This is a genomic window from Spirulina sp. CCY15215 (genome assembly GCF_016888125.1).
GTDB lineage: Bacteria > Cyanobacteriota > Cyanobacteriia > Cyanobacteriales > Spirulinaceae > CCY15215.
The window spans coordinates 17,125-29,559 of the sequence record NZ_JACSWA010000329.1; the positions used below are offsets into that span (position 1 = coordinate 17,125).

8 protein-coding genes are annotated in these 12,435 nt (G+C 40.0%); 2 read left to right on the top strand and 6 right to left on the bottom strand.

Features of this window, described 5'->3' with window-relative positions:
* Position 1: 1 nt before the first annotated feature.
* From dndC to JUI58_RS06540, 3 genes are all read right to left on the bottom strand, one after another.
* Positions 2 to 1,600, bottom strand: coding sequence for a DNA phosphorothioation system sulfurtransferase DndC (gene dndC / locus JUI58_RS06530; protein ID WP_348539849.1), 1,599 nt, complete (start codon positions 1,598 to 1,600; stop codon positions 2 to 4).
* Positions 1,601 to 1,621: 21 nt separating this feature from the next.
* Entirely contained in the window at positions 1,622 to 4,057 is a 2,436-nt protein-coding gene (locus JUI58_RS06535; protein ID WP_204102953.1) for a DUF262 domain-containing protein, read from the bottom strand.
* Between the two features lie 297 nt (positions 4,058 to 4,354).
* The gene (locus JUI58_RS06540; protein ID WP_204102954.1) at positions 4,355 to 5,191 is read right to left on the bottom strand and encodes an Rpn family recombination-promoting nuclease/putative transposase; all 837 of its coding nucleotides are present in this window, start codon (positions 5,189 to 5,191) and stop codon (positions 4,355 to 4,357) included.
* A gap of 70 nt (positions 5,192 to 5,261) precedes the next feature.
* On the opposite strand from JUI58_RS06540, the gene JUI58_RS06545 reads away from it, so the two are divergent.
* Positions 5,262 to 5,444 carry a hypothetical protein gene (locus JUI58_RS06545; protein WP_204102955.1) on the top strand — a complete coding sequence of 61 codons (183 nt, stop codon included), beginning with the start codon at positions 5,262 to 5,264 and terminating at the stop codon, positions 5,442 to 5,444.
* A 31-nt stretch (positions 5,445 to 5,475) separates the two neighbouring features.
* Here JUI58_RS06545 and JUI58_RS06550 read toward each other — a convergent pair whose 3' ends face one another.
* Positions 5,476 to 5,757, bottom strand: a complete 282-nt coding sequence (locus JUI58_RS06550; protein WP_204102956.1) for a hypothetical protein — start codon at positions 5,755 to 5,757, stop codon at positions 5,476 to 5,478.
* Positions 5,758 to 5,874: 117 nt separating this feature from the next.
* On the opposite strand from JUI58_RS06550, the gene JUI58_RS06555 reads away from it, so the two are divergent.
* Positions 5,875 to 7,413: a DGQHR domain-containing protein gene (locus tag JUI58_RS06555; protein ID WP_204102957.1), complete on the top strand. Its 1,539-nt coding sequence runs from the start codon at positions 5,875 to 5,877 to the stop codon at positions 7,411 to 7,413.
* A 21-nt stretch (positions 7,414 to 7,434) separates the two neighbouring features.
* Here JUI58_RS06555 and JUI58_RS06560 read toward each other — a convergent pair whose 3' ends face one another.
* Both JUI58_RS06560 and JUI58_RS06565 read right to left on the bottom strand, forming a co-directional pair.
* A complete protein-coding gene (locus tag JUI58_RS06560) occupies positions 7,435 to 10,167 on the bottom strand; it encodes a hybrid sensor histidine kinase/response regulator (RefSeq protein ID WP_204102958.1) in 2,733 nt (910 codons plus the stop codon).
* A 45-nt stretch (positions 10,168 to 10,212) separates the two neighbouring features.
* Positions 10,213 to 12,174 carry a bifunctional aldolase/short-chain dehydrogenase gene (locus tag JUI58_RS06565; protein ID WP_204102959.1) on the bottom strand — a complete coding sequence of 654 codons (1,962 nt, stop codon included), beginning with the start codon at positions 12,172 to 12,174 and terminating at the stop codon, positions 10,213 to 10,215.
* Positions 12,175 to 12,435: the final 261 nt, after the last annotated feature.

The window sequence follows — 12,435 nt, forward strand, 5'->3', positions numbered from 1 at the left end:
GTCAGTTATCAATGTTAGATTTATTGGGAAATTTAAAGTCTGACCATTTTTGTTCTTGTGGTTCTGGAGATTGAGTGAGTTTTTGAAGTTTCTTTACGTCGGCATTGGCGATCGCTTCTTTGATATCCCTTTGGTGGTAAGCGTTTTGAATGGCTTCTTCCCGCGATCGCGAACTGGTATCAAAGCATTTTTCAAGGTCGCTGAGGATGCCGCTACGACGGGATTTAGTGTAATATTGGCGTTCAATATCGATGAGTCGGGTAGTAAGTTCAAAGTGCATTTCATCTTCGTCGCACAGTTCTTCTAGGATACCCCATTCGTCGGCTCCAAGGAGGCTAGTTTCGGTTTCGGGGGTTTTATTGCGATCGTGGAAGGGTTCTCCGGTCACTTCTTGGTATATTCGGGGTAAGCTATCATCAAATTCATGTTTGTCCTCGAGCCAGATACGCCGAATTTCGCTCAATTCTTCGGGAGTAATTAGGGTAATATCTCGCATTTCTTGGGGTGCTGTTTGGCGAATTTGGGTTTGTGCTTCTAAGACCTTTCGTAACCAGTATTCTCGCCATTTTTTAGTATAAGGTCCGGGAATAGTGTCAACGGAAAGTTTACCTTTTTGGTTGCGCTCAAATAATTCAACCTTACCATAAATGCGGCGATAGTCTCTTTTTGCGCGATCGTTTTTTATATCTAATTCATTACGAATATCTAAAAGAGGTTGTAACCACTCTTTTTCTTCATCATTTTGGATCATTGCAGATAAAGAATCATCACGAGATACCAAAGTGCAAACCCAACAACCAAAACGGGAACTCCCACAACTTGGAGTTGACGTATCAACAACTAGAGGACATTCATTATCGGCTGTTGCACCTCGATACATAGAAAATAAATCTTTATTGCTATGACCCCAAGGATTTTTCCATTGCATTAAATAAAGCCAAACTTCATCATCTCGCCAATCCTCTATAGGAGTATAGACTAATGAATTAATTAAACTAGATCGTGGACTTAATCGATCTCGAATTCTTCCTTTTTCATGTTTTTTCATAACAGCAGAACGTTTTATACTTTCTGCCTTACGCATTCCCAACACTAAAATAACCTCTCCATTTTCACGAACGGCATTACGAATAAAACGATTTGCTGGATTGATTTTGAGTCGCTCTGTACACCATCTAAAACGAACTCTTGGTGCAGGATAGCCTTTACCAATTAAATTCACCCAATACCTATCTTTAAGCTCAGGATATAGTAAATGGGTTTCAAAAGGCATATTTTGTTCATGTGCTGCTGTCTTTAGTGTTTTAAGAGATTGGCGAACCCATGTAGAAACTATTGGATTTTCAACCAATGTATCTGTAGTAATGACATAGATTTTCTTAGTACGTTTTGCTATAGGTAGCTCTGAAATTGCATTCCAAATTAGTTGAAGTATTGTAGTGCTATCTTTTCCCCAAGAAACCCCAATAACCCAAGGGATTGCATCCAGACAATATAATTCTTGAATTTCTTGCGTGATGAATTTTATGTCTTCTGTCAATTGATTTATACTACGTTCAGAGTTTTTGTCTCCTAGCAATTGTAACTGATTAGATTGCATCATTAAGTTCCTTTTTAAAATTTATACTTCAGGGTTTTCAGCGAATATTCTTTGTCTCAGATTATTAAAGCGATTCTCAATTAAAAATTGAAAAACTTCTTTGGCGTTTTCTTTTTGATCTTCCTCTGATTTTAACACAATATTTGTATATTCATTTTTCACAGCTTCTAAGTCCAATAAATGTTCATTTAAAAAATCTATACTTTCCCGATCTCCATTTAACGCAAATTTAAGCTCTAATTTCATAAAAGATGGATGATCTGACCAATGGCGATTTGCATCGGCAGAACTCCATGAATAGTTTAAAGGTGAATTAATAGGGTGATCGTCATTTCGATCTACTTTTTCGCCAGTAAATTTCTTCCAAGAATTTATTGCAAATATATGATCGGCTTGTAAATCTTTGCGACCAGTATGTAGCTTTTTGCCTCGTTTAAAATCCGTATTTTTCTTACTACTAAATTTAAAATCCGATAAACCCTTACGGATCATAAAAGCCAAAATCGCAAATCCAATAGACCTGTTTGGTGATTTTGTAAGAACTTCCTTTGTCGAATAGCCTGAAGCATTACAAATCATTTCAAAACGATTGCCTGATTTACCGTCTGCACCAAGTATTAAGGATTCTTTAAAATGAGGCTCTTCTAATTCAGACCCATTCCAAGAACATTGGGATGTTCCATCATAGAGATTGGAAACTTGCTCCCATTTGATTGTAGGCTTATAAAGATATGCTAATAGTCGTGGAATATCAGCTAAAACACGCTTATCTATAGACGAATATGCTTTTTGATACGCTCCACCAAATATAGACCCCCAATACCACCATTGAATTTTTTGCATTAGAGTACCTGTAGGATCTATATTTAATTGTGTCCATACAGAATCAGTCAAAATAGTTGCAAGAACAAGATCCATTTGACGATATGGAAAGTGTGATAGCCTCACAAAACCAAGTCTTGATTTCATCAAAAAATATGCACGAAGAATTTGTTTTGCTGCTTGTTCTTGAACTGATTGAACTTCTTGTCGTGATAAACCTAAGATTAATTTATCAGAATATCCCCAATCGTCTAATCTTAAAATAGAACGAGCTATTTCTTGAAAAGTTGGATTTACGAGCCACTCTGAATCATTAGACGTTTTACATTGAGCTAGTAGATTGTCTCGACATGACCAATCCGGACCCAAAACTTTTGCTAATTTTGCATGAAGTACAATAGTCTGAGCAAAGGGACGAGCAATAGACTCTGGAAATTCGATTCCTGCATCCACATCTTCTGCATTTTTTTCTCCAAGAAAAGTTCCAAGACTCCAAAAATTATTTTCATCATTACTTTTTGCGGGTTCTGGAATCAAAGCTGCTGAATTATTAAATTCTTGAAAGGTTTCCAAACACAATGATTTCATTATATCTCTAAGACTTGATTCTGATGTTGTTGTCTTTGCAACTAGCAAATCAAATGTAGATAGTTCAATACCTCCCATATTAATAACAGAAAAAATTCCTGCTAAACGATTGAACTCTTTAGAAGTAACTTCTAGAACAGGAAATTCAAATTTTATAATGTTTTCTAACATAGTTTGCAGGCTAGTTTGCCAAACTAAAAACTTTATTTTCAATTTTTTATATCTTTGCTCATATTCTTCTTCATTCAGAAGAGATTGATTTTCTTTCAGAATTTTTCCTTCATTAGTATGGTTCAGGATAATAATTTTTTGTCTTTCTTCAAAAAAATCTATCAAAAAATTAGGATCGTATTGAAGAGAATTAAAATTAGGATCTTCATCACTGTATAATTTATCCAAAGGCAAATATATTCCTTCTTCAAGTCCAGCTTCCTCTTGCAACTTTTTAACCATGCAAAAATCCGCTAAAACAGAGTCTTTGTTTTTCAAAAAATATGGACTTTTGTTGTCTGTTTTTTTGTATTTTACAAAGCAGATTATCTCACAGGCTTCTTCATGTTGCGTTTCTCGAATATTAATCCATTGCAGCTCTTGTAATCCCAATTTTGTTAGATTTAAAAACCATCTCAATCTATACTTTCTGCTAAGTTCATTGCCAGAAAAATGATATGCACTTCCTAACATTAAATCTAAAGCAGTTAACCGTTGTTGACCATCTAGCAAATAGTCACAGAAATAGCGCTCTCCTTTTTGTAAATATTGTGTGACTTCAAGATGTTTAATATCCTGTACACTTAGATCTGCTTTCTCCATGAAAATTTTACGCAAATCTTGTTCAGGAATCGATAAAGGTTTTCTAACAGACATTAAATGGCTATGTGCTTCTGTACCAATGAGAGCCTGTCCAACAGGATATTCTAATAAAATTGAAGCCATGAGAGATTGCCATCTCTCAGGATCCCAAACAAAAGGACGTTGAAAATTTGGAAGTAACAAATCTCCTTTGCGTAGTGAGTAAATTAATTTTCCAATTGTTCTGGATGTCATACAAATGTCCTAAGCGATTCAAGAGAATTTTAAGCGATTAACTATATTGTTCTGGAATTTACCATTATATAATCAAATGTAGAATGACACTACATTTATATATTCCATTTTGCCAACGTATTGTCGAAAACGTTCTAAAAAGTTATTCAGTACTTTAGTACGTCTTAAAAAATACACCACTTTTTTATTGCCGACTCCCTACGATCGCCTCCCCCCAAACAAAAACCAACTCGCAACACAAAATTGCCAAAAAGTCAAGATATTGTTTCACTTCTTAACAGAGAAGCGATCGCCGTGCTAATTTTCCTCTCGATCCGCGATCGCCTGCTGCACCTGTTCTACACTCAGAGAAAGAGATACAGCAATGCGATCGATACTCAACCCAAGTTCCAGTAAAACCGGAATGAGTTGTATCTTTGCTTCCTCGCGACCTTCTTCGCGACCTTCTTCGCGACCTTCTTCGCGACCTTCCTCGCGACCCTCTTCCCTCATTTCTCTGGCAAAGCGGGTTTGTCTCAATTCGTCTAATCCAAACATTTGTTCCATTGCCTCCCTACTCAGATCGGAAAATTTGTAACTAAGAACCGTTGTTATCAAGTTTAGCAAATCGAGCCGCTCCGTTTCATCTTCCACCTCATTCGTTTGCTCTAAAACTTCTCGACCCACCTCCAAAGCCACAGCGCGATCGCAGATAACTAAGCGGACAATCTCCATATTGAGCGATCGAAACCGACGCGAGGGTAACTCATCCAAATAAATTCGCGTCACCTTCCGAGACTCCAACAACTCCTGATAAGGGAGCAAATTCTTGGGTTCAAAACTCCGTGTAGCAAAAATAACAATCCCTCGCCAATCTTGTCCAGGATCGTTTTGATTCAAATAAATAAAAATCTCAGCAAATAATCCCGCATAAACATTGGCATCATAGCGAAATTGTACCTCAGTAAAATAGAGTGGTTTTGTTGTATCTTCTTGCAAAGGCTGAAAAAATCCATCAATACGAAATGCCGTTTGTTTGACTTCATAGGAGGCAAAACTGTAGTCTTGTGCCTCTTGTACTGGACGCTCGATTAACTCAAAAAAGACTTCTCCTCGTTCCTTAAACAAGCGGTAAAAAATCGAATCTGTTTTCATATCTCCCGAACCAATAATCTCTCATTACTTTGTCAGTTTGCTTCCCTCTTTTTTCCTTAAAGCAGAAAAATTGTTTCTTTTCTTAACAAAACTGCGATCGCTTCCCCTCCAACCAAAACCAACTCGAAACACAAAATCACAAAAAAGTCAAGATATTGTTTCACTTCTTAACAGAGAAGCGATCGCCGCGCTAATTTTCCTCTCTATCTGCGATCGCCTGCTGCACCTTTTCTATACTCAGAGAAAGAGATAAGGTCGTAAATTCTAAGGCAATCTTTTTGAATTCAACCTTCTGCTGCTGCTGCTTCTAGTCTTGCTAAAGTTGTTGCTGCTTCCGCCAAATACCTAGCAAACTTTGCCCGTTTTTGTGGATCCTTTTCTCCTTCGAGATCCCTAACGAAAATTCGGACTCGATGGCGATAAGCACGAAGAGACTCAGAATCATTAATAAAATCCAGTAATTCGGACATTGAAGCCTTAAAAACATTGGGAAAATTATAGCTTATTTTAGAGGAGAGAGATTCCCTTTCCTTGAATGCGATCGCCTCTCCCCCAACTTGCAACACAAAATTGTCAAAAAGTCAAGTAAAATTTATAATTTATTACTATTAAGTTTTTAAAAACTTTTTCCCCTTCTCAACTCCTGCCATGAAACAATAAGAAGCCCGCCCTAAAATCCAGCCATGAACGACACCGATCGCCAAACCCTCAGCCAACTCCTCGATCGCTGCCTGCAACAAAGCGATCGCCTCCTCGTCCAGAAGACCAAAATGGGAAATACCGAGGCCTATCTCAGCACCGTTAGCCTCGAATGGTTAAGCGATCGCGTCCAATTTGCCGCCCAACTCCCCCTCTTCCGTCAGAAAATTGACCCCGAAACTTATGCGATCGCCCCCGACGCAGACACCGCCGAAAACCTGCAACAGCGCCCCCTAGACTGGTCGCGACAGGCACCCCTCACCCAATACCTCGCCACACGCCACACCCATAAATTCCCCGCCCTCCTCGCCGTCCTCAGCCCCCCTTGGACCGACGATCCTAAAGCCCCTCAATGGGACAAAGAGGGACGCGCCAGAGAAACCGCCGCCCATTTTGACCCCCTCGATCGCAACCATAGCCTCGGCCTCCTCAGCCTCAACCGGGAGATCGACATCTTTGCCCTCGACGGCCAGCATCGACTCATGGGCATTCAAGGATTGATGGAACTGATCCGCACAGGTAGACTGGAAAAATATAAAAAGAGCAAAAAAACTACCGGAGTTGCGATCGCCATCGACGACCCCTACCAAGACATCGATCGCGCATACTTGCAAACCCTCCCTCAAGAAACCATCGCCATTGAATTCATCCCCGCCGTTATCCAAGGGGAAACCCGCCAAGAAGCACGCCGTCGCGTCCGTTCCATCTTCGTTCACGTTAATCTCACTAATATTCGCCTCAGTAAAGGTCAACTCGCCCTCCTCGATGAAGATGACGGCTTTTCCCTCGTTGCCCGACAGATCGCCCTCAACCATCCCTTATTTAAAAAAGGGCGCAAAACTAAAGATCGCGTCAATTGGAATAGTGCCACCGTTGCCGCCAAATCTACCGTCCTCACTACCTTACAAGCCCTGCAAGAGATGGCGCGGGTTTATCTCGTTCACCCCTTCCCCCACTGGAAACCCACTGATACAGGACTCCTCCCCCTACGTCCCGACGATGAGGAACTTAAAGATGGAGAAGAGGAATTTAATATTCTCTTTAATTACCTCGCAGAACTTCCCAGTTATCGCCAACTCAAACGCAAGGATACCCCGGAATTACGCCGTTTTAGCCACGATGTGGGAGGCGGCCAAGGAAATATGCTTTTTCGTCCTGTGGGTCAAATTGCCCTCGTACAGGCGATCGGTTTTCTTGTCTATAAAAAACGCTTAAATTTACACGATATTTTCACTAAACTCAGCCGCTACGATGCAGAAGATGGCTTTAGTAAAATTGATTTTTCCTCATCAATCTGGTATGGAATTTTATACGATCCTTTGAGAAAACGCATTCAAGTTTCCGGTAAAGATTTAGCCTCTAAATTAATCATTTATTTAATCGCAGGACAAGAGGATGAGTTTGAATTGATTAAATTAAAAACAGCATTCGCTAAAGCGAGAACTATGGGAGAAGAACAAGCGATCGATTTATCCGGTGCATGGGTGAATCCCCGAGAGATAGAGCTACCTAAAATGCTGTAAAATAAGAGGTGCAATGTAAACTTATCCCTGAAGGCGATCGAGAATTGTGATGATGCGATCGCCTTGAAAATCGTTGACTAATCTTCTTAATTCTGCCGCTAAACTAGCCTGAGATTCTGGGATTTCAGAAATAAGATTGAAAAGGGCATCATCATCGAGATTAATGGCTGCTGTCCGAACGCGATCGCGCCATTCCATCGGCATAATATTTAAGTCTTCCATCGTAATAGGTTTCTCTTCTGTCGTTTCTACAACTGGGCATTCTTCCTCATAAATAAATTGTATCCCTAAATGTTTGGTCATGGTCGCAAAAAGAACATCTTCCTGAAAAGGTTTGCGAACAAAATCATCGCATCCCGCAGAAAGAACGATCGCCTTTTCTTCCTCTAACACACTGGCTGTTAAAGCAATTACTGCTGTTGCATTGCCTTTCGTTGTCCCTTTAATATATTGAGTGGCTTCATATCCATCCATCACCGGCATTCTCATATCCATCAAAATTAAATGTGGTTCCCATTCCTCCCAAATGGCGATCGCCTCTTTGCCATTTCCTGCTTCTTTTAATTCAAAACCAAGGGGGACTAAAATTTTAATTAATAGTTTGCGATTGATGGGTTTATCCTCTACTACTAATATTTTATACTGTTTTTGATTGGGAGCAATGGCAACAACATGACGAATAGTTTTATTGCTTTGAACCTCAGATTCTTGCACAATCTCTGCTTGAATATTAAAGGAAAATATTGTGCCAATATTCACTTGGCTTTTAACATTAATATCTCCCCCCATCAATTGTACAAATTGACGACTAATTGCTAAACCCAAACCCGTTCCTTCTTGTACAGCTTTACCGCTTTTTGTTTGACTGAAAGCATTAAAAAGATTGTTGATTTCATCTGGGGCTATTCCCACCCCTGTATCTTCAATTTCAAACTGAATAGTTACTTGCTGTTGGTTATTTTCTGCTTCATTTTTTATTGAAAAAACTCGGACTGTAACTCCTCCTTTTGAGGTGAATTTGAGAGCATTATTAATTAGATTAATTAAAATTTGACGGAGTTTTAAAGCATCTGTGTGAATATATTGCGGTACATCTTCTTCATAGGTAAAGTTAAGTTGTAATTCTTTTTCTTCTGCGTTAATTTCCAATAAATTTTCCACTTCATTCAAAAGGGCATAGAGATCAAAGTTTTTCGGATTAAAGCTAATTTTTCCGGCTTCAATTTTTGACAAGTCCAAAACCTTATTAATCAGAGATAATAAATAATCACCACTATTGTTAATAATTTGTATATTTTCTTTGTGTTCTGAAGGCAAAGTTTGCGATCTAAACATAATTTGTGAAAACCCTAAAATAGCATTGAGAGGGGTTCGTAACTCGTGACTCATATTTGCCAAAAATTCACTTTTTGCTTTATTTGCAACCTCGGCTTTTTCCTTGGCAACGACTAATTCTTCGGTTCTTTCTTTAACCCGTTCTTCCAACGTAATTAAAACATTTTGTAATTGTTCTGACATGAGATTAAAAGATTGTTCTAATTCTCCAAGTTCATCATTTCTTTGAATATTAATGCCTTGATGCCAATGACCGCGAGCAATATTTTTGGCAGCTTCATTGAGTCTTAAAATCGGTTTTGTGACCCAACGTGCTGTTAAAATACCAATGACGATCGCCATAATTAAAGCAGCAAAACAGAGTAAAATAGTGTTGCGAGTATTACGATTAATTTGTGCCATAAAATCAGCACGGGGAATAACGATCGCGATCGACCAATCTAAACCAAAGCTATCTTGAAAAGGGTGGATTTGTAAAAAATATAATTCTCCTGCAATATTTAAGTTGATTTGAGTGCGATCGCCGCGATCGATTAAGTTTTGCGAAGTAATTTCCTCCGCAATCTTCCGAGTTAATGAGTCTTGACTTTCTCCAGCTAATACTCGCGTTAATTTCTCATCTTGAAGTCGAGATAATTTTTCTAAAGTTGAAGTTGCCACTAACATTCCCGATCGCTCTATAATAAAACTCTGTCCGGTTTTGCCAATTTCTAAATTAGCCAGAAAATTGCTAATGGCGACTAAATGTAAGCTACTATTAACAACTCCATCTAAATTTCCCTGGCGATCGTAGACGGGACGAACAGCCGCTAATGTTAAATCTTTGGTGGTAAACTGAGGGAAAATTTCGCTCCAAACTTCTTTTTTGGCTGCAACTGGATCTGTGTACCACGGACGAATCCTAGGATCGTAGTTTTCCGTGATATTAATAGTTTCTAAACGATTTCCTTGAGGATTGATCGCGTAGGTATGTAAATTATAATTAGTTTTATTATCTGATTCCATGAGGACGAGAAGCTCTTTTTCTCGCTTTTCCACCCCAACAAATTCCTTTTCTTCATTTCCCAAAACAATACTATTAATGCTATCAAAAATTTGCAACTGTTCTAAAAAGTAACTTTCAACGGTTGACAAATCGCGCACATTTAAAATACCCAATTCAATCGCCTTTGCATTAGTTCGGTTGACTTGATGAGGAAGTGCTAAATACGTTTCTAAATTTTGTTCGATACGATCGCCAATTTCGTGTATCAGGCGATCGGCAAGAGTTTCAACGGCTTTTTGCCCAGTTCTAAAAGAAAGATAGCCCACTAACCCGACAATACCGCAAATCTGGAGAACAAAGGGAATAATTAAAAGTCCTCGCAAAGGAATACTGCTAACGACTTTAAGCAAAACGCGATCGCGAAAATTTGACATATAAAACTCGAATTATTAAATATTCTCGATTATAACTCCTCAACTCTAAATTACCCGTTCATTCCCCCCGTCAACGGGAATTTGAGCCGCCGTCGTGCAAGCAAACAAAGACCCGCACATTTCCGCAGCTAACTCAGCAACAGCGTGACTATTAACCTCAACTTTTAAGACATTATTAGTTTTATATTCTTCCACCGTAATTCCATAATGTTTAGCACGGTTTTCTAGCACTTCCTGCGTCCATATTCCCGTATCAAAAACTGCATTAGGATGGAGAGAATTAAGGCGAATTCGATCTTGACCCCATTCTAAAGCCGCTACTCGCATCAGTTGATTTAATGCCGCTTTAGAAGCAGAATAAGCCGCCGCACCGGGACCGGGTGCCGGGACATTTTTCGAGCCAATAATCACCACTCTCCCCCCATTTGGTGCAAGTTTTAAGAAGGGATGACATTCTCGTAATAAAATCAAATTGGCATCGAGGTTAATGTTCATAACCTTACGCCATTCTTCCGTATTTAATTCGGCGATCGCGCGACTCGAAGGAAAAATACCCGCATTGAGAATTAACAGATCCAAACCGCCAAAATTACGGACAGTTTGCTCGATCGCGTCATTAATATTATCTTCTCGAGTCACATCGCATTTAATCCCCAAGAAATCAGGACGAGAATAGAGTTCCTCAATGTTAGGATTAATATCTAAACCCACCACCGCCGCTCCTCGTTTGAGTAAGGATTCCACACAGGCTTTACCAATTCCCGAAGCGGCTCCCGTAACGAGGGCAATTTCTCCCGTAAACTGGGGAGGTGTACCGCCTTTGCGTAATTTTGCCTGTTCTAGGTCCCAATATTCTACAGCAAAAATATCTTTTGCAGGTAAGGCTTGATAGCGCTCTAACGCCGTCGAAGATTGAATAATATCAATGGTATGGTGATAAATATCAGCAACGATCGCGGCGCTTTTGGCATTTTTGCCCATCGCACACATCCCCAATTCTGCATCTAAAATCACCCGAGGGACGGGATCGAGCATAGTTGTTGTTTCCGTCGCATGGGTGCGAAAATATGCTTGATAATCCTCAATATAAGCCTCTAAATCTCGTCCGAGAAGGGGAAGGCGTTTGGTACGAATCACATGATCGGGAGTTGCGGGACCTTGTTGGGAGATTTCGGCAATATCTTCTCGTTGAACAAAAGAAAGGGTTTTTTCATTGCGGTGCATCGTCACGATCGCCGGAAATCCTGCACTTTTAGATAATTGATAACGCAATTCGGCTAAAGGAATTGCCAAAGACTTCTCTGCAATTTTGACGGAATTTGGGGCTACTTTTGCGCCCTGTTTCTCAATATAATCTTCTGCTAAACTCACTAATTCAATCATCAATTCGTAAGATTCCCGTGCCGTTGCCCCAAAGGAGAAGATACCATGATTCATTAATACCATGCCGACAGTATTTTCTCCTGCTTCGGCGGCAAATTTTTCCGCACAGAGACGAGCGAGATCGAATCCTGGCATAACATAGGGAATAATCACGATGCGATCGCCATAAATTTCCCGAATTCGTGCTAACCCACTGGGAGTATTCGTAATCGTCACAACCGCATTAGCATGGGTGTGATCGACATATTTATAGGGTAAAGTCGCGTGGAGAATCGTCTCCACAGAGGGAGAAGGAGCGCTAGAACGGGTCATTTGCGTTTTTAGCTCATTTACCATCTCAGGGTCGCTTAAAGCCTCTAATTTCGCCAATTTGAGGAGATGATCCATACGAACCGGAGAAAAGCCTTCCTTTTCGATCGTCGCTAAATCCCAACCACTTCCTTTCACATAAAGAATCTCTTCTTCTTCGCTAACAATATTCTTTTCTCGGATTTTCACTGAAGTATTGCCGCCGCCGTGGAGGACAAGAGAGGGATCGCGCCCTAAGAGTTGAGAGGTATAAACGCGCTGTTCGAGGTCGGTAGGGTAGCGATCGGCTTCAGCTTGATTCCAGAGACTTTTCATGATGGGCAAATGAGCAAGAAAACTAGAGATAGGACATTATACCCCACATTCCGCACTTTAAAATGTAGCACAAGAGGAGCTACGCTAACGGCGACGAGGGGTCTGACCGCTAGGCAAATTCGATTGTTCCGGTGGGTTGCACCGCCCGTATAATGAAGTCAAACGTATTGATTCTTTCTTTCTTTGAGGCAATGGTACAACAACTTTCTCCGACCACCATTGAAGACGAATTCCTTTATCCCGATAGCGACGGTAAACCCT

Excerpts from the sequence above, each read along its gene's own strand:
- dndC (WP_348539849.1), bottom strand. The coding sequence starts at position 1,600 with ATGCAATCTAATCAGTTACAATTGCTAGGAGACAAAAACTCTGAACGT.
- JUI58_RS06535 (WP_204102953.1), bottom strand. The coding sequence starts at position 4,057 with ATGACATCCAGAACAATTGGAAAATTAATTTACTCACTACGCAAAGGA.
- JUI58_RS06540 (WP_204102954.1), bottom strand. The coding sequence starts at position 5,191 with ATGAAAACAGATTCGATTTTTTACCGCTTGTTTAAGGAACGAGGAGAA.
- JUI58_RS06555 (WP_204102957.1), top strand. The coding sequence starts at position 5,875 with ATGAACGACACCGATCGCCAAACCCTCAGCCAACTCCTCGATCGCTGC.
- JUI58_RS06560 (WP_204102958.1), bottom strand. The coding sequence starts at position 10,167 with ATGTCAAATTTTCGCGATCGCGTTTTGCTTAAAGTCGTTAGCAGTATT.
- JUI58_RS06565 (WP_204102959.1), bottom strand. The coding sequence starts at position 12,174 with ATGAAAAGTCTCTGGAATCAAGCTGAAGCCGATCGCTACCCTACCGAC.